This is a genomic window from Actinocatenispora thailandica, assembly GCF_016865425.1.
Lineage (GTDB): Bacteria > Actinomycetota > Actinomycetes > Mycobacteriales > Micromonosporaceae > Actinocatenispora > Actinocatenispora thailandica.
This window is the reverse complement of sequence record NZ_AP023355.1, coordinates 2,061,883-2,081,610: the sequence shown is the minus strand read 5'-3', so window position 1 is coordinate 2,081,610 and position 19,728 is coordinate 2,061,883. Positions and strand designations below refer to the sequence as shown.

17 protein-coding genes and 1 pseudogene are annotated in these 19,728 nt (G+C 73.6%); 6 read left to right on the top strand and 12 right to left on the bottom strand.

Features of this window, described 5'->3' with window-relative positions:
- Positions 1-43: 43 nt before the first annotated feature.
- Positions 44-937 (bottom strand): universal stress protein, encoded by an 894-nt coding sequence (locus Athai_RS09185; protein WP_203961105.1) that lies wholly within the window; start codon positions 935-937, stop codon positions 44-46.
- A 308-nt stretch (positions 938-1,245) separates the two neighbouring features.
- Here Athai_RS09185 and Athai_RS09180 point away from each other — a divergent pair, with 308 nt between their 5' ends.
- Both Athai_RS09180 and Athai_RS09175 read left to right on the top strand, forming a co-directional pair.
- The gene (locus Athai_RS09180) at positions 1,246-1,824 is read left to right on the top strand and encodes a VOC family protein (protein WP_203961104.1); all 579 of its coding nucleotides are present in this window, start codon (positions 1,246-1,248) and stop codon (positions 1,822-1,824) included.
- 135 nt (positions 1,825-1,959) lie between these two features.
- On the top strand, positions 1,960-3,129 hold the full coding sequence (locus Athai_RS09175; protein WP_239156825.1) for an Acg family FMN-binding oxidoreductase: 1,170 nt from the start codon (positions 1,960-1,962) through the stop codon (positions 3,127-3,129).
- Positions 3,130-3,207: 78 nt separating this feature from the next.
- On the opposite strand, the gene Athai_RS09170 is transcribed toward Athai_RS09175, so the two are convergent.
- From Athai_RS09170 to Athai_RS34040, 4 genes and pseudogenes are all read right to left on the bottom strand, one after another.
- Positions 3,208-4,683 (bottom strand): MFS transporter, encoded by a 1,476-nt coding sequence (locus Athai_RS09170; RefSeq protein ID WP_203961103.1) that lies wholly within the window; start codon positions 4,681-4,683, stop codon positions 3,208-3,210.
- A gap of 154 nt (positions 4,684-4,837) precedes the next feature.
- Entirely contained in the window at positions 4,838-5,656 is an 819-nt protein-coding gene (locus Athai_RS09165) for a carbohydrate ABC transporter permease (RefSeq protein WP_239156824.1), read from the bottom strand.
- 49 nt (positions 5,657-5,705) lie between these two features.
- On the bottom strand, positions 5,706-6,671 hold the full coding sequence (locus Athai_RS09160) for a carbohydrate ABC transporter permease (protein WP_203961102.1): 966 nt from the start codon (positions 6,669-6,671) through the stop codon (positions 5,706-5,708).
- A gap of 72 nt (positions 6,672-6,743) precedes the next feature.
- A pseudogene (locus Athai_RS34040) lies at positions 6,744-8,032 on the bottom strand (ABC transporter substrate-binding protein).
- Positions 8,033-8,265: 233 nt separating this feature from the next.
- On the opposite strand from Athai_RS34040, the gene Athai_RS09145 reads away from it, so the two are divergent.
- Together Athai_RS09145 and Athai_RS09140 are read left to right on the top strand one after the other, a co-directional pair.
- Positions 8,266-10,665, top strand: a complete 2,400-nt coding sequence (locus Athai_RS09145; protein WP_203961100.1) for a beta-xylosidase/alpha-l-arabinosidase — start codon at positions 8,266-8,268, stop codon at positions 10,663-10,665.
- 109 nt (positions 10,666-10,774) lie between these two features.
- Positions 10,775-11,788, top strand: coding sequence for a LacI family DNA-binding transcriptional regulator (locus Athai_RS09140; RefSeq protein WP_203961099.1), 1,014 nt, complete (start codon positions 10,775-10,777; stop codon positions 11,786-11,788).
- Positions 11,789-11,937: 149 nt separating this feature from the next.
- Here Athai_RS09140 and Athai_RS09135 read toward each other — a convergent pair whose 3' ends face one another.
- The 7 genes from Athai_RS09135 to Athai_RS09105 all read right to left on the bottom strand — a co-directional run bounded on the left by Athai_RS09135 (position 11,938) and on the right by Athai_RS09105 (position 17,895).
- Positions 11,938-12,135 (bottom strand): hypothetical protein, encoded by a 198-nt coding sequence (locus tag Athai_RS09135; protein WP_203961098.1) that lies wholly within the window; start codon positions 12,133-12,135, stop codon positions 11,938-11,940.
- Between the two features lie 656 nt (positions 12,136-12,791).
- Positions 12,792-13,967, bottom strand: coding sequence for a WD40 repeat domain-containing protein (locus Athai_RS09130; RefSeq protein ID WP_203961097.1), 1,176 nt, complete (start codon positions 13,965-13,967; stop codon positions 12,792-12,794).
- Positions 13,968-14,130: 163 nt separating this feature from the next.
- The gene (locus Athai_RS09125; protein ID WP_203961096.1) at positions 14,131-14,391 is read right to left on the bottom strand and encodes a hypothetical protein; all 261 of its coding nucleotides are present in this window, start codon (positions 14,389-14,391) and stop codon (positions 14,131-14,133) included.
- A gap of 117 nt (positions 14,392-14,508) precedes the next feature.
- Positions 14,509-14,739, bottom strand: a complete 231-nt coding sequence (locus tag Athai_RS09120; protein WP_203961095.1) for a hypothetical protein — start codon at positions 14,737-14,739, stop codon at positions 14,509-14,511.
- A complete protein-coding gene (locus tag Athai_RS09115; protein ID WP_203961094.1) occupies positions 14,736-15,014 on the bottom strand; it encodes a winged helix-turn-helix domain-containing protein in 279 nt (92 codons plus the stop codon). Before Athai_RS09115 ends, Athai_RS09120 begins: the two co-directional genes overlap by 4 nt.
- A gap of 468 nt (positions 15,015-15,482) precedes the next feature.
- Entirely contained in the window at positions 15,483-16,373 is an 891-nt protein-coding gene (locus Athai_RS09110) for a glycoside hydrolase family 25 domain-containing protein (RefSeq protein WP_203961093.1), read from the bottom strand.
- A 685-nt stretch (positions 16,374-17,058) separates the two neighbouring features.
- Positions 17,059-17,895, bottom strand: coding sequence for an NAD-dependent protein deacetylase (locus Athai_RS09105; protein ID WP_239157371.1), 837 nt, complete (start codon positions 17,893-17,895; stop codon positions 17,059-17,061).
- 220 nt (positions 17,896-18,115) lie between these two features.
- Between Athai_RS09105 and Athai_RS09100 the strand changes: the two genes are divergently transcribed.
- Together Athai_RS09100 and Athai_RS09095 are read left to right on the top strand one after the other, a co-directional pair.
- Positions 18,116-18,967 carry an SAM-dependent methyltransferase gene (locus Athai_RS09100; RefSeq protein ID WP_203961091.1) on the top strand — a complete coding sequence of 284 codons (852 nt, stop codon included), beginning with the start codon at positions 18,116-18,118 and terminating at the stop codon, positions 18,965-18,967.
- Positions 18,968-19,094: 127 nt separating this feature from the next.
- A complete protein-coding gene (locus tag Athai_RS09095; RefSeq protein WP_203961090.1) occupies positions 19,095-19,718 on the top strand; it encodes a hypothetical protein in 624 nt (207 codons plus the stop codon).
- Positions 19,719-19,728: the final 10 nt, after the last annotated feature.

Sequence of the window (19,728 nt, the reverse complement as noted above, 5' to 3'; positions counted from 1 at the left end):
GTACGAGCCGGCCCGGCGCGGCCGGCTCGGCACCCGGAACCGGTCAGCGGGAGCGGATCACCGCGACCGGGCACGGCGCGCGATGCAGCAACGACCGGCTGGTCGAGCCGAGCACCAGGCCGGCGAAGCCGCCGCGACCGCGGGAACCGACCGCGAGCAGCCAGGCGTCGGCGCTGCGCTGCAGCAGCTCGGGCACCGGCATGCCGTGCACCAGTACCGGTTCGACCGGCACGTCCGGGTACTCGGCGCGCATTCCGGCGAGCGACTCGGACAGCATCCGCCGCTCCTCCTCGGCCACCTCGTCGAGGTTGTAGTAGAGCGGCACCCGGTCGTGCGGGCGGTCCGAGCCGGGCGCCATCCAGGCGTGCACGGCCACCAGCCGGGCCCGCCGCCAGGAGGCCTCGGCGAACGCGAACTCGATCGCCGCCCCGGACAGCGTCGACCCGTCCACGCCGACCACGACCGGGCGGTCGACGCCGGAGGGCGGTACGTTCTCGGTCGCCGGGACGACCACCACCGGGCCGCTGGCATGCGCCGCGACCTGCGCGCTGATCGACCCGAGCAGCAGCCCGGAGAGCCCGCCGACGCCGCGCTGGCCGACCACCGTCAGGGCCGCGTCGCGGGACCGTTCCACCAGCACCCGGGCGGGCGACGCCTCGACGAAGTCACCGTCGATCGTGACGTTCGGGTACTCGGTGCGCAGCAGGTCGACCTCGGCGGCGAGCTGCCGGCGGGCGTCGTCCCGGATCTGCTCGGTGTCCGGCGGATCCCCACGCGGTTCCACCGTGTACGCCTGGGCGGGCCAGCGGAACGCGGCCACCAGCCGCAGCGGGTGCCGGCGCAGGCTCGCCGCGTCGGCCGCCCACCGGGCGGCGGCGAGGCTCGCCGGTGAACCGTCGACGCCGACCAGGATCGGCGGGTTGGCGGTGCCGGTCATGTCGTTCCCCTCCCTGCCGACCGTCGGGCCGTCGGCACTGCCGGCCGTCGGGTTCGGCGTCGTCGGCACTGCCGGCCGTCGGGTTCGGCGTCGTCGGCACTGCCGGCGGTCGGGTTCGGCGGTGCGCCGTGGACGGCGTTCGCGGGGGTGGGTACCCGTGATCGTACCGGCGCGGCGGCTCCCGGACCCGGTCCTCGCCCCGACGACACCGGCCGATCGGGCGCCGCACCTCGCCCGTTCGGCCGACCTCGGCGCCGCGCGCCAGCCCCGATACTTGCCCAGGCAAAAACCAGAGAGGACTCAGGCCGGTGACAGCTGCGGGCGCTACCTGGTTGGTTCCGACCTTCGGTGTGCTGGCCGCCGGCTACCTGCTCGTCCTCATCGCCTGGGCGCTCTGCCGGCTGGTGTCGGACCGCCGCGGTGGCGGGACACCCGGCCCGGACGACCCGGACGACCCGCGGGTGTGGTTTCGCACCGGTACGGTCCGCTGGCTGCCGGAACGGCCGGACGAACCGGCATCGCCGGCGAGTTCCGACCTCGGCCCGTCGCTGGCGCTGTGGCGCGACGTGCTCGGCTTCGACGTGACCACGGCCGGCGAACCGGTCGGTACCGGTGAGGAGCCGTCGCTGCGCGTCGTCCTCGCGGCAGGCGGTCGCCGCATCGAACTCGCGCCGGGCCGCCCCGGCGGGTACCGGGCGTTCGATGTCCGGGGCATGCGGCTGGCGCTGCTGGTCGACGATCTCGACGCCGTCCTGGCCGCCGCCGACGACGCCGGCTGGCACCGGACGGACCCACCGGTACCGGGAGAATTCGACGCACCCGGTCCGCGGTACGGCTACCTGCGCGACCCGTCCGGGACGACCGTCGAGCTGATCCAGCCCGCCTGATCCACCGGCTGCCGCGAATCCGCCGGCTACCGCGAACGGGCCCACCAGCCGGGCACCGGGCCGCACAATGGACCGCAGGCAGACTCACCGCGGGTAGCGACGTCGGCCAGCGGCGTGGCGTGGGAGGAGTTGCGGATGAGTGAGCTCCGCGACCTGCTACGGCGGGCCGAACGCGACCTGCAGCGCGGGCCGCGCGGCGCCGAGCACTCCGATCCGGCGCGGCTCTGGCGCGAGCTCGTCGAACTGCGCGAACGGGCCGCCCACACCGAGGACGAGCCGCGGCTGATCGGCGCCGCCCGGCAGCTCGCCGAACGGGCCGCGGGCGTGGCCGCCGGGCCGGCGGTGAGCGCCGAGACGCTCGTCGGCACGATCGCCTCCGCGATACTCGCGCCGTCGATGCACAACAGCCAGCCGTGGCGCTTCGCCGTCGGTACCGGGCGCATCGAGGTGCGGCTGGATCCGGAGCGGCGGCTGCCGGTGGCCGACCCGGACGGCGTCGCGGCACGCATCGCCTGCGGCGCGGCGCTGCACAACCTGCGGCTGGCGTTCCCGGTCCGGCTGGGCCGGGCCGCCGACGTCGCGGCGCTGCCCGACCCGGCCGACCCGGAACTGCTCGCGGTGGTACGGCCCGGAGTCGCCCGGCCCGCCGCACCGCGGGAGCAGGCGCTGCACGCCGCGATCGCCCGCCGGCACAGCAACCGGTACCCGTTCCGCGACGACCTGCCGGTCGACCCCGCGCTGCATGCCACGTTGACCGAGGCGGCACGTACCCGGGGCTGCTGGCTGGACCTGGTGGTGGAGCCGGCGACGCGACGGATGCTCGGCGAGCTGATCACCGACGCCGACCGGGTACTGCGCGCCGACCCGGCGTACGAGCAGGAAGTGTCCCGGTGGATCCGGCGGGACGCGGGCGCCACCGACGGCATACCCGGCCGGGCCGCCGGCCCCCGACCGGAGCCGGGCGACCTGCTGCCCGGCCGCGACTACGGCGGCGCGCCGCGGCGCCCGGACCGCGGCTTCGAACCGGCGCCGCTGGTGGCGGTGCTGGGCGGACCGGGCGAGCATCCGGCCGACCAGGTCGCCGTCGGCGAGGCGTTGCAGGCGGTGCTGCTCGCCGGCACCGACGCCGGCCTGGCGGCGTCGCTGTACTCCCAGGCGCTGGAAGTGCCGGAAGCCCGGTCCCGGCTGCGCCGGATGTCCGGCCGGCTCGGCTCGCCCTACCTGGTGCTGCGGATCGGCTACCCGTCACGGCCGATGTTCGCCACCCCGCGCCGGCCGGTCCCCGACGTCACCGACCTGCTCTGAACCGGCCGGCTCGCCGGTCGACGGGCACCGGCCCGGCGGCCGACGGGGCCGCGGCCCGCGGAGCGCCCGGTTGGGGGCTCACCGGTCGTCGCGGACGGGAAAGCGGCGCGGGGCGATCAGAACACAGCCGACGCCGAGGACCGCGGTACCCAGCAGCGCCAGGAACACCTGGTGGCTCGCGGTGTGCACGGCGGCCCGCAGGTAGTGCGCGACCGCCGACCGCGGGTCGGCCGCGAGCGCCCGGCCGATGCCGTCGACCTGCCGGGGCACCGGGCCCAGGTCGGGTACCGGCCTGGTCAGCGCGGCGGACAGGCTGGCGTTGCTGATCGCCGCGTACACCGCGGCGCCGATGCTCTGACCGAGGTAGCGGCCGAACATCGTGCCGCCGGTGACCACGCCGCGCCGGCCGTAGTCCACCGTGGACTGGGTGCCGACCAGCATCGAGGTGGACATCAGCCCGAAACCGCCGCCCATCACCACGGTCGCGACCACCAGCTGCCAGGCCGGCCCGCTCGGCGGCACCAGGACCAGCACGCCGGTGGCGAGCACCACCAGCAGGGTGCCGGCCAGGGCGGTGTCCCGGAACCCGATCCGCAGGTACAGCCGGTTGGACAGGCTGGAGGAGATCGGCCAGGTGATGCTCATCGCGGCGAGCACGAACCCGGCCGCGGTCGGCGACAACCCGGACACCTGCTGCGCGTAGCTGGGCAGCACGGTGTTCATCCCGATCACGATCAGCCCCAGTACGACCATGGTCAGGTTCGCGCCGACCAGGGTGCGGCGGGTCCACAGCCAGCCCGGCAGCACCGGCTCGGCCGCATGCCGTTCGACCACCACGGCCACCCCGGTGAGTACCGCCGCGACGCCGAACACGCCGATGCCGGGAGCCGACAGCCACGGCCACCGGCTGTCACCGGACAGCAGCCCGACGATCAGCGCGGCGGTGGCACCGAGGATCAGCGCGGCACCGGCGTAGTCGATCCGGTGCCGCTTCCGCTCGATGCGTTCGGTCAGGTGGCGGAGCAGCATCCAGAGCGCGAAGCCGCCGAGCGGCAGGTTGATCAGGAAGATCCACCGCCACGAGACGTACTGGCTGAACAGCCCGCCGGCGGCCGGCCCGACCAGCGCCGAGATGCCCCACACGCTGGACAGCCAGCCCTGCACCCGGCCGCGTTCGGCGATCGTGTAGAGGTCACCGGCGACGGTCGCGACGGTCGCCTGGATCGACCCGGCGCCGAGGCCCTGGATGCCGCGGAACACGATCAGCGCCAGCATGCTCGGTGCCGCCGCGCAGGCGGCGGAGGCCGCGAGGAACGTGGCCACCCCGGCGATCAGCACCGGCTTGCGCCCGTACAGGTCGGCGAGCTTGCCGTACAGCGGGATGGTCACCGTCTGCGCCAGCAGGTAGGTGGAGAACACCCAGGCGAACAGGTGTCGGCCGCCCAGGTCCGCCACCACCGAGGGCAGCGCGGTCGCCACGATCGTGGTGTCCATCGCGGCCAGCCCCATGGTCAGCACCAGCGCCACGAGCACCCGGGCCCGACGGTCGGCCATCGGTCTCCATTCGTCCGCTGCGGCGTCCCCGTTACCCGTGCTCGGCCGGGTCGTACTTCGTCACCTGGTACACGTCGGGCAGCGTCACCGGGCACCAGCAACCGTCGTCGACAGGCCGTCAGGGTATTTCGGCCGAGCCGGTCAGCGCCAGCGGTCAGCGGCCGAAACCGGCGGCGAGGCCGCGGAGCAGGTGCCGGCGGCCGAACAGGTAGAGGGCGAGCATCGGCAGGGCGGACAGCACGACGGCGGCCATCAGGCCGGGCACGTCGGTACCGTGCTGGCCCTGGAAGTTCCACAGCCCCAGCGGCAGCACCCGCCAGCGCGAACTCTGCGTCAGCACGAGCGGGAACAGGATGCCGTTCCAGGCGTTGAGGCCGGCCACGATGCCGACGGTGATCAGCCCCGGCCGCGACAGCGGCAGCACCAGCCGGGTGAAGACGCGGCCGTTGCCGGCGCCGTCCAGCTCCATCGACTGGTACAGCTCGTCCGGGATGTCGCGCAGCGAGCTGGTCAGCACCACGATCGCGAGCGGCAGCGAGAACGCCGCGGTGGGCAGCACGATCGCGGTGAGCGAGTCGTACAGCTTCAGCCGGGTGATGATCAGGTACACCGGGACGATCACCGCCTGCGCCGGGATCGCCAGCCCGAACAGGAACACCGACAGCCAGACGCGGACCAGCCGGCTGCGGTTGCGCACGATCGCGTACGCGGCCGGCAGCGCGGCGCCGAGGGTGAGCACGATCGTCGCGACGGTCACGATGGCGCTGTTGCGCAGGAAACCGCTGAAGCCCAACCGCAGCGCCCGGCCGTAGTTGTCCAGGCTCAGCTGGGTCGGCACCGGCAGGGCACCGTGCGACAGGTACGCGTCGGCCGGCCGCAGGCTGGTCACCACGATGAAGTAGACCGGGATCGCCACCACGAGCAGCCACAGCACCAGCGCGATCGCCGCTGGTACCTTGCCGCGCCGCCTCACGGCCGCCCACCCGTTCGGGTGGCGCCGGCCGGACGCGCACCGCCGGGGCTCACAGCCCCTCCCGGTCGCTGTCCATCCGGGCGAACCCGCTGGCCCGCACGATCAGCACGGACAGCGCGGCGCCGACGACCACCAGCAGCAACGCCAGCGCGCTCGCGTAGCCCATGTCGAACCCGACGAACCCGGTGCGGTACATGTGCAGCGGCAGCACCTCGGTCGCGTCGCCCGGCCCGCCACCGGTCAGCAGCAGGATCGTCTCGAAGTAGGTCAACGAGCCGACGATCATCAACACCGACGAGGCGACGATCGTGTGGCGCAGCTGCGGCAGCGTCACGGAGACGAACCGGCGAACCCGGGTGGCGCCGTCCAGCGCGGCGGCCTCGTACAGCTGGGTCGGGATCTGGCGGGCGGCGCCCTGGTAGATCAGGGTGTGGAACGGCACCCACTGCCAGGCCAGCACCGCGACCACCACGTACAGCGCCCGGTGCGGGTCACCGAGCAGGTTCGGTGCCGGGACGTGCAGCGCGTTCGCGAGCGCCGCCGGCACGCCGAAGTTCGGGTCCAGCAGCGCCTGCCAGCTCAGCGCGATCGCCGCGAGCGACAGCAGCAGCGGCAGGAAGAACACCGCCGACAGCACCGCCCGGTGCCGCTGCGGGCCGGCCGACCAGACCCCGAGCAGCAGCGCCAGCGGCGTCTGTACCAGCCAGGACACCGCGGTGAGGAGCACCGTGATGCGGATGCCGTGCGGTACCTCGGTGTCGTGCAGCAGCGATCGCCAGTTCGCCAGGCCGGCCCAGTGCGGTGCGCCCAGCCCGTTCCACTCGGTCAGGCTCAGGTAGGCCACCACCACGATCGGCAGCAGCGCGAACACCACGAACAGCACCCCGGCCGGCACCAGCCAGCCGAGCCCGGGCCGCTGCCGGTACGCCGCGGAACCCGTGCCGCCGCCCGGCGGCCGGCCCCGGCGCCGGGAACCGTCCCGGCCGCGTGGGAGGCTCGCGGTGGCGGTGTTCATGCCGCCTCCGCGGGACAGATCACGTCGGCGGTGTTCATGCCGCCTCCGCGGGACAGATCACGTCGGCGGTGTTCATGCGGCGGCGTCCATCGCCTTGACGAAGCCGGCCGGGTCGAGTTGCTTGACGAACAGCTTCTGCACGTTGGTGTTGACCGCGGTACCCACCGACGGCGACAGCGCCTGGTCCCAGGCGAGCTGGAAGTGCGGCGCGGCGGACACCAGGTCGTAGCAGAAGGTGGCGAAGTCGGCGGCCTTGCTCGCGGCGAGCTTCGGCTTGATCCCGTTCACCGGTGGGATCTCCCCGATGCCGATCATGCCGCCGACGTACTCGTCGCTGGCGAGCGTGTCGAGCAGGAACGCCGTCGCCTGCCGGACGTGCTTGCCGCCCTTCACCACGGAGAAGTAGTTGGTGGGCACGCCGACCACGTTCTTCGCGTCGCCCTTGCCACCGGGTACGGACGGGAACGGCACCCAGCCGAGCTGGTGCCCGGACACGAACTTCGGGCTGGACGCCACCTGCGTCTGGTACTCCCAGGAACCCATCACGTGCATCGCGCACTTGCCGGTCGCGAGCAGCTTCGACGCGGCCTGGTTGTCCGAGCTGACGGACGGATAGCTGGTACCGAAGGCGCCACGCTCGACCAGTTGCACGCAGTGCTCGGCGGCGGCGCGGATCGCCGGATGCCGCCAGGCGCCCGGCTTCTTCGCCACCAGCGCGTCCACCACGGCGGGGCCGCCGATCCGGTCGGTGAAGTACATCAGGTAGATCAGCTCGGTCCAGCCCTGCGCACCGGCGAGCGCGATCGGGGTGATCCCTTGCGCTTGAAGGTGTCCACCAACCTGAGCAGGTCCGGATAGCTGGCCGGTGGCTTCGCGCCGGCCGCGTCGAACACCTTCTTGTTGTAGAACAACACTTCCGGCTGCATGCCGGACATCGGCAGCCCGTACTGCTTGCCGGTGATGGTGGCGCCGGCGAGGACACTGGGCAGGAACGCCTTCGCGACGGCGGGGTGGTCGGCGAGCGCGGAGTCCAGCGGCTGCACCTGGCCGGCGTCGACGAACTGGGCGAGATTGCCGCCGCCCCAGTTGAAGAAGATGTCCGGCGCGTTCGGCGAGCCCATCGCCACCTGGAGCTTCTGCTTGTAGGGGTCGTTGACGTAGGTGGTCATCTCGACCTTGACCGACGAGTTCTTGTTGAACGCGTCGATCCGCTTCTTGAGCACCGGGTTCTCGGTGTCGCTCTGCAGCACCCACAGCCGGATCGCGCCGCTGTCACCGCCGGCGGGTCCGGACGTGCCGCAGCCGGCGACGGTGAGCCCGGCGGCAGCGCCGGCCAGTCCGAGTACCGATCGTCGGGTCATCCGCATGGTCATGTCTCGCCCTCCCGCACAGTCGGGCCGCCCACCATCCCAGCAGGCGTGACGAACATCCGAAAAGTCGCCGAAACTTTCGGATCGCTCGTAAGCTACGACGCGGCGCGCTTCCGGTCAAGACCTCCCCATCGTCCGGCTCTGTCGGTATGTTGTGACTGGTTGGCCTGGATCATGAACCGAAACTTTCGGTCTCCGGGTGGCCGCGGCCGGGAAGGAGTCGGATGACCACCTGCGACAGGGACGCCACCCCGCCGGAGATCTGGCGCGACGTGTCCCGGCCGGCCGACGAGCGGGTCGCGGACCTGCTCGCCCGGCTCACCCCGGCCGAGAAGATCGCCCAGCTGTACGGGATCTGGGTCGGCGCCGACGCGAACGGCGGCGGCGTCGCGCCCTACCAGCACGACCTCGCCGACGAGCCGGTCGACTGGCCGGCACTGATCGTCGACGGCCTGGGCCACCTGACCCGCCCGCTCGGTACCGCGCCGGTCGAGCCGGACCGCGGTGCGGCCGCGCTCGCCGCCGCGCAGGCCGAGATCGTCGCCGCCGGCCGGTTCGGCATCCCGGCGATCGCACACGAGGAGTGCCTGTCCGGGTTCACCACCTGGGGTGCCACCGTCTACCCGACGCCGCTGGCCTGGGGCGCCAGCTTCGACGCCGAGCTGGTCGAGCAGGTCGCCGCCCGGATCGGTACCGCGATGCGCTCGGTCGGCGTGCACCAGGGCCTCGCGCCGGTGCTCGACGTGGTCCGGGACCCGCGTTGGGGCCGTACCGAGGAGACCATCGGCGAGGACCCGCACCTGGTCACCGCGATCGGTACCGGCTACGTGCGCGGGCTGCAGTCGGCCGGCGTGATCGCCACCCTCAAGCACTTCGCCGGCTACTCCGCCTCCCGCGCCGGCCGCAACCTCGCACCGGTGCCGATCGGGCCACGGGAGCTGGCCGACGTGATCCTGCCGCCGTTCGAGGCGGCGGTGCGGCTCGCCGGCGCCGGGTCGGTGATGCACTCGTACACCGAACTCGACGGGATGCCGGTGGCCGCCGACCCGGCGCTGCTCACCGACCTGCTGCGGGACCGCTGGGGGTTCACCGGCACCGTCGTCGCCGACTACTTCGGCGTGTCGTTCCTGCAGACGCTGCACGGCGTCGCCGCCGACCCGGCGGAGGCGGCCGCACTCGCCCTCGCCGCCGGCGTCGACATCGAGCTGCCGACGGTCCGCTGCTACGGCGCCCCGCTGCGCGACGCGCTCGCCGCCGGCCGGGTACCCGAGCATCTGATCGATCGGGCCGCCCGGCGGGTGCTGACCCAGAAGTGCACGCTCGGCCTGCTCGACCCGGACTGGCGGCCCACTCCCCCGGCGCTGGACCGCGACCGTGCCGCCGACGGCGCGGGCAGCGCGAGCGCCCGGATCGACCTCGACGGCGCGGCGGACCGGCAGTTGGCGCGCCGGCTCGCCGAGGAGTCCGTGGTGCTGCTGCGCAACGCGGGCGGCGCGCTGCCACTGCCGCCCGCGGGGCGGATCGCCGTGGTGGGGCCGAACGCGGACGATCCGCGGGCGATGCTCGGCTGCTACTCGTTCCCGAACCACGTCGGGGTCCGCCATCCCGGGCTGCCGCTCGGCATCCCGGTCGAACCGGTGCTCGGCGCGCTGCGGGCCGAGCTGCCGGACGCCACGATCGGGTACGCCCACGGCTGCGGCGTCGACACCGGCGACGACACCGGCCTCGGCGCCGCCGCGGCCCTCGCGGCCGACGCCGACGTGTGCGTCGCGGTGCTCGGCGACCGGGCCGGGCTGTTCGGCCGCGGTACCTCCGGGGAAGGGTGCGACGTGGCCGAGCTGCGGCTGCCGGGCATCCAGCAGGAGCTCCTCGCCGCCCTGGTCGCGACCGGTACGCCGGTGGTGGCGTTGCTGCTCGCCGGCCGCCCGTACGCGCTGGGCGAGCTGGACGACCGGCTCGCCGCCCGGGTCCAGGCGTTCTTCCCCGGGGCGGAGGGCGGGCCGGCGATCGCCGGGGTGCTGTCCGGCCGGGTCTGCCCGTCCGGGCGCACCCCCGTGTCGGTGCCGCACCTGCCGGGCGGGCAGCCGACCACCTACCTGGCGCCGCCGCTGGGCCACCGCACCGAGGTGTCCAGCATCGACCCGACACCGCGCTACCCGTTCGGGCACGGCCTGTCCTACACCCGGTTCCGCTGGTCGGACGTGCTCGTCGACGGGCGCGCGCCCGGCACCGAGCCGGTGCGCGTCGCAACCGACGGCGCGGTGCGGCTGTCGGTACTGGTGCGCAACGTCGGCGACCGCGCCGGCACCGAGGTGGTCCAGCTCTACCTGCACGATCCGGTCGCCGAGGTGACCCGCCCGGTGGTCCGGCTGGTCGGCTCGGTACGGGTGCCACTCGCCCCCGGCGGCACTGCACGGGCCGAGTTCACCGTGCCGGCCGAGGCCGCCGCGTACCCCGGCCGGGACCTGTACCGGCTGGTCGAACCGGGCGAGCTGGAGCTGCGGCTGTCGGCCTCCAGCGCCGACCACCGGCACACCGTGGCGCTGCGGCTCACCGGCCCGCGCCGCCGGCTCGACGACCGGCTGCCCGGCGCGGTGCTCGCCCGGGTCGAGGGCGCACCGTAACCTGCGACAGCAGCACACCCCCGCGCCACAGCTCGGCGTCACGCCCCGCCCCGGCGACGCGACGGCAGCCGGCCGCGAGGGCAGCACATCCGTCTGCGAAGGAGGCAGCGTGGCCGACGACTCCCGCGTCACCATCACGGCGATCGCGCGCGAGGCGGGCGTGTCCGTACCCACGGTGTCCCGGGTCCTCAACGGCCGCTCGGACGTCGCGCCGGACACCCGTGAACGGGTCGAGCAGCTCCTGCACCAGCGCGGGTACCGGCGGCGGCAGTCGCGGTCCCGGCCCACGGCGGGGCTGATCGACCTGGTGTTCAACGACCTGGACAGCCCCTGGGCGGTGGAGATCCTGCGCGGCGTCGAGGAGGTCGGGCACGCCGCCGGTACCGGGACCGTGGTGTCGGCGCTGCACCGGCGCACCGGCCCGACCCGGCAGTGGCTGGAGAGCGTGCGGGACCGGTCCACCGACGGGGTCATCCTCGTCACCTCCGACCTGGAGCCGACGCTGCGGGCCGAGCTGCACCGGCTGGACGCGCCGGCGGTCGCGGTCGACCCGGCCGGCACGCCGGCGCTGGAGGTCCCGACGGTCGGCGCTACGAACTGGGCCGGCGGGCTGACCGCCACCGAACACCTGCTCTCGCTCGGCCACCGGCGGATCGGGCTGATCGCCGGTCCGCCGCGACTGCTGTGCAGCCGGGCCCGCCTGGACGGGTACCGGGCCGGGCTGGAGTCGGCCGGCATCGCCGTCGACGACGCGCTGATCGCGCCCGGCGACTTCTACCACGAGTCCGGCTTCCGCGGCGCCGACACGCTGCTGGACCTGCCCGACCCGCCGACCGCGATCTTCGCCGCGAGCGACCAGATGGCGTTCGGGGTGTACGAGGCGGTGCGGCGTCGCGGCCGACGGGTACCGGACGATGTCAGCGTGGTCGGCTTCGACGACCTGCCGGAGGCCCGCTGGGCGAGCCCGCCGCTGACCACGGTGCGCCAGCCGCTGGCCGACATGGGCCGGGTCGCGGCCCGTACCGTGTTGCAGCTGGCCGCGGGTCGGGCGCCGGACAGCCGGCGGGTCGAGCTGGCCACCGAGCTGGTCCGGCGGGAGAGCACCGCCGGACCAGCCGGCTGACCCGGTGCCGGCGCCGAACCGGTGCCGGTGCCGGGACCGGAGCCGGGCCGGGCCGGGGCGGGCCGGGGCGGGGCGGGTGCCGGGACCGGAGCGGGGCCGGCCCGGCGGCCCGGGAGCTGGCGTCCGTCCGGCTGGAACGGCGGTCAGCGTCAGCGGTACAGGGTGCGGATGCTGATCTCGTCGCCGCCACGGCGGCGCGTCGTGGGCGTGGCGCGGGCGTAGCGCCGGGCGGTGGCGTCGGCGTAGCGGCGCAGCCGCCGCTCGGTGCGCCACGCGCCGTACAGCACGACCGTCGCCGCGATGTCGACGCACAGCAGCGTCACCAGAAGCACGATCACGAGCCGCATCGGCAGACCCTCCCGAGGTGACCGCCACGCGTGGGGACGGCGCGGCGGGCTGGCGCTCATCGGGGCGTGTCGGGCCGTGCGCGGTCGGTCGGTGGGCCGCACCGGTCGATCCGGTACGGCCGGCGATCGCATCGGCGGGGCCGCTTCGATGGGCGTCGGCGTGAATCGCGCGGCGGCGGGGCGCGTCGGGGCGGCTCTGCACCGAGTCGTCCGGACCCGGGCCGCGCCGGGCGTTGGAGACGGCAGCTTAGTACCAGATGCGCTGGGTGACCAGCGACGCGCCGCCGATCCGGGCGGAACCGACCCAAACATCACGCTCGGTGAGCGCCGCAGCGCGCGGCCGTCATCGGCCGGCGATTCGGGCACCGCGGGTCGCAGCCGACCGCCGGGGTGAGGCGTGTATGGACAGCGCGCCGGGCGCGGCTGGGGTGTGTCCGGCGCGCACCTCGGGGGTGGGGTCGGGCGGGTCGCGGGACGCGGGGAGGACGACCCGCGGCCCGCCCGCCGGCTACTCCCGATGCGAGCGGCGGAGGTGGACCGCAGCTGCCGCCGGTGCCCGCACCGCCCCCGGCTGCCCCCCGGCTGACCCCGGCTGACCCCGGCTGACCCCGGCTGACCCCGGGTGACCCCGACTGGCCCGGCTGGCCCGGCCGCGGCTACCCGGGCTGCGCGCCGGTGCTGGCGCCGGCACCGGCTGCGCGGCGCCGCATGTACCAGATCGCGCCGGCGATCGACAGTGCCGCCACGAGCAGCGCGGCGGCGCCGATGACGGTACGCAGCCACCAGGCGGGCGGCGGTCCGTAGTCGGCGGCGCCCCGGGCGATCGTCAGATGCCGCGAGTCGATCAGGGTGATGGCGACGTCGTCGAGCGCGGCACCGGCCGGCAGGGTACCGATCCGCCGAGCGGTACCGGCGTGCGCCAGCGGCTGCCGCAGCAGCGCACCGCGGTCGGTGACCAGCAACGTCTGCGCGTCCGCCCAGCCGACGAACCGGGCGTGCCGGTCGGCCAGCGGGGCCGGCGGCGCGTCGCCGCTGCCCGGGTCGGTCGACGCGAAGTGCACCGACGCGCCGCCGGTACCGGTGAGTGCGAGCCAGCGGCCGTCCGGTGACCAGGCGTGCGGCCCGGCGAGGACGCCGCCGACGTCGGGCAGCCGCCCCGCCAGGACTCCACTGCTGTGTGCCACCTGCACGTCGCCGCCGACCTGCACCGCGATGCTGCCGCCGTCCGGGGAGAACGCGGCGGCGCGCGCGGTGCCGGTCACCAGCAGCAGGCTGGTACCGGCCTTCGGATCGAGCAGGATCACGCTGTCCGGCCCGGATCCGACCGCGGTCACCGCACAGACGATCCGCCGGCCGTCCGGCGCGAACGCCAGCGCGCGGACCCGCCGAGCGTGGTGGATCCGGTACGAGCGGACCGAGCCGTCGTCGAGCCGCACCAGCCGCAGCACGTCGTCGATGCCGCCCACCGCGACGCTGCGCCCGTCCGGGCTGAGCAGACCCTCCCCGTCGGTGTGCCCGGTGAACACGTGCCCGCCGAGCACGCTGCGGTAGTCGGTGCCGTCCGCGCCGATCGCGAGCTGCCCGGAGTCGCCGTACCCGACGAGCGCGATCGCCGCCCCCAGCGGCGCCCGCCGCACCGACGAGGCGGTCGACGACCAGCCCCCGACCGTACGGGGAAAGGACGGTCGCCGCGGCGCCGCCTGCCGCCCCGACTCGGCGGCCAGCCACGGCACCAGCACCAGCGCCACGACCACCACCAGTACCCCGGCCGCCACGAGCAACGGAGTCCTGACCCGCCGAGCCGCCGCCGGCGCCTGCTCAACCAGTTGCATTGCCCCATCTTGCCCGGATCAACCCCCACGAGTGACCCCGCACCCGATCACCGTCCACCGGCCCATCGGCAACGTGCACCGGGCGGCACCACGCTGCGCATGCACGCAGACAGACTGCCGCGATCGACCGCACGCCGGATGCCCCACCCCAGGGCACCGCTGGTCAGCCGGCGTGGCGGCTCAAGAACTTCACGAAAGCGTAGAGCGCACAGAGGAAAGCGACGACGCCCACCGATGCCAGCACCATGGCAACCACCTCGCCCGAGAACGTCGACGGCCGTGCACCGAAGTCGCTCAGACCCGACGCTCTCCGCTCGCCGTCTCCCGTCCTTCGCCAGTTTCGCCAGGCCACGAACCCGCCGACGATCGCCATGCAGGCCACGATCATCGCGGTCAGGCTCGGCCAGATCGTCGTGGTGTCCATCAGGTCGATCGAAGGACGGGAAGACGGCCCCATCATCCATCACTTCCCCACTCAGCAACATCGCGTACCGGCACCGGTGCACCGGGAGACAACCAGGCTCGACGTCGACGCTCGGCGTTACTTCACGACCAGGATCGCGCCGACGAAGGCGGCGATCCCGCACAGCAGGGTCACGCCGGCGAAGAAGAACCGCTGAAACGTCAGGAGCCCGTCGCCATTTTTCCGGGACGTGGCCCGGTCGTAGAACTCGTTGAACCACGTCTTCCGGGCAAGCGCACACACGCCGAGTCCGCAGAGGAACAACCCCAGCACGACGAGCGAAAACGCATCACCAACGGCTCTGCTCATTCGCCGGCCCTCATCAGCACACCACGGTCAGGAATCGGAGTCTCGGTCGGCCGACTTGACCACGTAGACCGCCACGCCGGGAGGATCTTGACCACGCCACGATCGGCCAGTAGGCGCAGGGCGTGCCGCAGCGTGTTCCGGCCGACGCCCAGATCCCGGGACAGCTCGATCTCGCCGGGCAACCTGACCGGCCACTCGCCCGACTCGATCCTGGCCTCGATCACGTCGGCCGCCTGCTCGTACTTGTAACGCGGGACGTCACCGGAGATCTCCATGAGGCCATGGTCGGTGTCCAGAAGGGCCGAGGCTCGTTGGTCAGCGGCAAGTAGCTCCTAGGAGTTCCTGGACTCGGATGGGCGCGGAGCGTAGAGTCCACGGCCAGCAGACACTCCCGCGAGCAAGCAAGAGCGGCTCGCTCGCGGCACCAGCCGAAAGTAGGTCCAGCATGGGTCAGGGAATCGTCCACCGCAGGGTCAAGGTCCCACCGGCAGGCTCGCAGGTCTTCATCTCCCCGCCGCCGGAGTCCACGGCCAAGGGAGTTTCTGGGGACTGCTCGTCTCCAGCACCGACGGGCTGGTCGACGACCACGCGTACCTCAGGGTCTGCCGAATCGAGGATGTCGACGGTGACGCCACCGTTCGGACGTTCTACTGCCGACTGTCCGGGCTGCTCGTGAAGGACGCCGCGTGACTTCTGGCTGGCCCTGGTCCGGTCCGGGCGCGATGTTCGCGCAGTGAGGGCGGTCAGGTGGCGCGTTGGGCGACGCGGAGGCTGGCGCCGGCCAGTACCGGGGCGGCCCGGTCGGTGCCACCGGCGTCCGGCCAGACCGCGACGTCGAAGTACAGGTGCTGGCCGTGGTGGGCGTAGCGGCGGACCGGGACGTTGACGTACTGGTCGCCGGTGGTGCAGACCCCGTCGTCGAGCACGTCGATGCCGGCGACGCGCTTGGACCTGTGGTGCGTGGTGTCCCAGTCGTGGATCACCAGCCGGGCCTGGTAGTGGTCGCCCGGCTTGGTTCCGGTGATGCGCAACAGGAGGACGCCGTCCACATAGGACGATACCGGGGCGACGTAACCGGGGTAGGTGCCGTTCGCGTGCGCGTGTCCGGGGTCGGCGTACTCCTTGCTCCACCGGATCAGGGTGAAGTCGCCGAACGACAGCTTCGTGTCGCTCGCCCCGAGGCTGGTCTCGATCATCACGTCCTCCTCGCTGACCAGCTGCCGCAGTGCGGCCAGCGAGCCGGCGTACTCGTTGGTGTCACCGATCGACGGCCGCGCGTCGTACTGCAGGATGGTGAGCTTGTCGTAGCCGCCGTAGCCGGCGACCCAGTCGCTGGTGCGCACGTTGTCGGCCTTGCCGACGTAGCCGCGGTTCGGCGCCGCCCACAGCCCGGCGAAGCCGAGGCTCGCCACGTTCCAGCCGCGCGGCCGCAGCCACCAGTCGCCGGTGTAGAACAGGATCGGTGCCCCACCGGTACGCGAGTCCCACCGCTGCTTGAATGCCTTGACGTCGGCCCAGGTCGCGTCGTCCTCGCAGTCGAGCTGCCACAGGTGCCCGCGCAGCTCGGGCCCGAACAGCGCCCGGGCCCGCGCGACGAAGTGGTCGGCCTGCCCGGAGCCGTTGCCGGCCCGCACGTAGTGGTAGCCGCCGAGTACGGGCAGGTGCCGGCCCGGGCGAACGCCAGGTTGTGCGCCGCGTACGGGTCGAGGTAGGTGGTGCCCTCGGTCAGCTTGTGGCACAGGAACGAGGCGGCCACCCCGTCGAACCCGGTCAGGTTGCCCTGATGGTTGGAGCAGTCGATCCCGTACAGGGTCATGACGACTCCCCGCGCCGCGGCCCGCCCTCGTCGGCGGAGCCAGCAGAACCGGCGGGAGCGCCGGAACCGGCGGGGCGGCCCGAACCGGCGGGAGTGCCGGAACCGGCGGAGCTACCGGAAGCGGCGGGGCTACCGGAGCTGGGCGGGCCGCCGGGCCGCTCTGCCGGTATCGGCCCCTGATCCGCGTCGCCCGGGCCGGCCGGTGCGTACTCCCCGGATCGCGGTACCGGCCGGGTCGACGGCTGGTGTTGCTCGGCGGTGACCATCGTCCCGCTCCCCACGTCTTCGATGCCGACTTGACCTTACTCAACAGGAAACAGCTGTTAAGTAGCCTATGTCCGCTAACGAGCAAGTGCGAACCATCGCCTCGCACCGGGTGAACGATCATCCGATCGGTACCGGCGAGGCCGGGTAGCCGACCGGCGCACCGGCGGCGAAAGTCCCGGCACGCGACCGGCGAGCCCCGAGGACGAGGCGCCACCGGCGGAGGCCCGCGGCACGTCTCAGGCGCAGCCCAGACGGCTGGCGAGTTCGGTGAGCGCGGCGCCGAGCGGCCGGTCGACCCGGATCGCCGCGAGCGGATCGCCGCGGGTGGCACCGCGATTGACGATCGCGATCGGGATGCCGCGCTTGCCGGCGTGCCGGACGAACCGCAGCCCGGACATCACCGCCAGCGACGAACCGAGTACCAGCAGGGCGTCGGCGCCGTCGACCAGGCGGTAGCAGTGCTCGACCCGGTCTCGCGGCACGCCCTCGCCGAAGAACACCACATCCGGTTTGAGCACGCCGGACCCGCAGGACGCGCAGTCGACCAGCCGGAACCGGCGCACCTGCTGCTCGGCCAGCTCGACGTCACCGTCCGGGTTGACCGCGCCGGCCGTGGCGGTGAAGCCCGGGTTCGCGGCACGCAGCCGGCGCTCCAGTTCGGCCCGGTCGCTGCTGGCCCGGCAACCCAGGCAGATCACCCGGGACAGGCTGCCGTGCAGCTCGGTGACCTCGCGCGCGCCCGCGGCCTGGTGCAGGCCGTCGACGTTCTGGGTGATGATGCCGGACACCCGGCCGGCGGCCTGCAGCGCGACGAGCGCCCGATGCCCCGCGTTCGGCCGGGCGCGGGTGATGGTGCGCCAGCCGAGATGGCTGCGCGCCCAGTACCGCCGGCGACCGTCGAGACTGCCGACGAACTGCTCGTAGGTCATCGGGGTATGCCGGCGCAGGGTGCCCGTTTCGCCGCGATAGTCCGGGATCCCGGACTCGGTGGACAACCCCGCACCGGTCAGCACCAGCACCCTGCCCGCCTCGACCACCCGGCTCAGTTCGGTCAGGCTGGTGGTCGCCGGCACGGCGGCGCCGGAGGGCGTCCAGGTCAGGGTGGGTCGGATACGCACGATCGCAGCCTACGTCGGCCGGTGCGCGATGCCACCGATCGTCGGCCGTCCCGTACCGCCCGACCAGCGCTCCCGTACCCGCCGGCCGGGGACCGGAGGGTGCCCGTTGTGACGACGCGGACGCACATCTGGATGGCGTAGGTTGCTGCCCAACAGCCCCGATCGGGAGGACCAGATGGCAGCAGAACCGCACGGTGCACCGACCACGCCAGCACCCGGCGCGATCGACATGTCGGTGCCCAACCCGGCGCGCATCTACGACTACCTGCTCGGCGGGGCGCACAACTTCGCGGTCGACCGGGAGACCGCCGACCGGGTGATGGCCGCCGGGAAGGTCGGCCCGAAGATCGCCTGGGCGAACCGGTCGTTCCTGCGCCGCGCCGTCCGGTACATGATCGCGAGCGGCATCGACCAGTTCCTCGATCTCGGTTCGGGTATCCCGACGGTCGGCAACGTGCACGAGATCGCGCAGGCGGCGAACCCGGCCGCCCGGGTGGTGTACGTGGACAGCGATCCGGTCGCGGTCACCCACGCCCGGCAACTGCTCGCCGACAACGACCACGCCACCATCCTGGACGCCGACCTGCGCGACGCCGACGCGGTGCTGCGGGCCGCCGACCGGACCGGGCTGCTGGACCTGTCCCGGCCGCTCGGCATCCTGCTCGTCGCCGTCTTCCACTTCGTCCCGGACTCCGCCGACCCGGCCGGCATCCTGCACCGGTACTGCGCTGCCGCCCGCGGCGGTGGCCTGCTCGCGCTGTCGCACTACACCGACGAGGCGTACAGCGCGGAGAAGCGCGAGCTGTCCAAGGTCGGCGTGCAGGAGTACCAGGAGCGCACCCGGACGGCGCCGATCTCCCGCCACCGCGACCAGCTGGCCGAGCTGCTGGCCGGGGCCGGGCTCGACCTGGTCGAGCCCGGCATCGTCTGGGCGCCGCAGTGGCGACCCGATCCGGGTGACGAGGTGCCGGACGACCCGTCCGACACCGAGATCCGCGCCCTGGTCGCCCGCGTCCCCGCGCACTGACCCGGCACCGAACAGCACGTTCCGTCGGTACCGGCGCGCCGGTCGATGGTCGTGCCGACGATTTACCGCCGAGTTACCGGGCTCCTGCATCGTCGCCGGCAGCCATGCCGTCACGAAGGAGAAGTCCGTGCGTCGAACCACCGCATCCGCCGTCGCCTCGCTCGCCGTCGTCGCGCTCGCGGCGACGGGTTGTCAGGGAGCCGGCACCGACGGCGCGTCCGGCGTCGCCCGCTCGGCCGCGCCCACCTCGGCCGCGCCGAGCAGCGCCACGCCCGCCCCGTCCACCGGCGGCACCGGGGCCGGCAAGCCGGTCGCGGTGCACGAGACGATCACCGATCCGGTGATGGGCGACAAGGTGCTCGTGCGGCAGGTGGTCCGCGACTTCCCGGTACCGGCGAGCATGTCCGCGGTCGCCGACCGGGAGATCGTGCTCGTCCAGGTGCGGGCCACCGCCGGCAGCAAGTACTACGCCGGCTGGCAGGCCACGTCGCTGTCGGTGGTGGCGAACGGCGAGGAGAACCCCGAGACGTCGACCGACGCCCTCATCGCGGCGATGAAGCGGGCCGGCTACCCGCCGATGGCCGACGACGGCGACCTGGACACCGGCAAGTCGGGTGGCGGTTGGCTCGCGTTCGTCGTCGACCCGGAGGACGTGCCGCGGCTGACCCTGCGGATGAAGCGGCCCGCGGCGACGACCAGCGATGGCGGGTCGATCAGCGCGCACGACTTCGACGTCCCGCTGGCGCGCTGACAGCCGACCG

Coding starts and splice junctions, on each gene's coding strand:
- Athai_RS09120 (WP_203961095.1), bottom strand. CDS start 14,739: ATGAGCAGAGCCGTTGGTGATGCGTTTTCGCTCGTCGTGCTGGGGTTG.
- Athai_RS09135 (WP_203961098.1), bottom strand. CDS start 12,135: ATGCGGCTCGTGATCGTGCTTCTGGTGACGCTGCTGTGCGTCGACATC.
- Athai_RS09170 (WP_203961103.1), bottom strand. CDS start 4,683: ATGGCCGACCGTCGGGCCCGGGTGCTCGTGGCGCTGGTGCTGACCATG.
- Athai_RS09160 (WP_203961102.1), bottom strand. CDS start 6,671: ATGAACACCGCCACCGCGAGCCTCCCACGCGGCCGGGACGGTTCCCGG.
- Athai_RS09115 (WP_203961094.1), bottom strand. CDS start 15,014: ATGGAGATCTCCGGTGACGTCCCGCGTTACAAGTACGAGCAGGCGGCC.
- Athai_RS09100 (WP_203961091.1), top strand. CDS start 18,116: ATGGCAGCAGAACCGCACGGTGCACCGACCACGCCAGCACCCGGCGCG.
- Athai_RS09175 (WP_239156825.1), top strand. CDS start 1,960: ATGAGTGAGCTCCGCGACCTGCTACGGCGGGCCGAACGCGACCTGCAG.
- Athai_RS09185 (WP_203961105.1), bottom strand. CDS start 937: ATGACCGGCACCGCCAACCCGCCGATCCTGGTCGGCGTCGACGGTTCA.
- Athai_RS09130 (WP_203961097.1), bottom strand. CDS start 13,967: ATGCAACTGGTTGAGCAGGCGCCGGCGGCGGCTCGGCGGGTCAGGACT.
- Athai_RS09125 (WP_203961096.1), bottom strand. CDS start 14,391: ATGGACACCACGACGATCTGGCCGAGCCTGACCGCGATGATCGTGGCC.
- Athai_RS09145 (WP_203961100.1), top strand. CDS start 8,266: ATGACCACCTGCGACAGGGACGCCACCCCGCCGGAGATCTGGCGCGAC.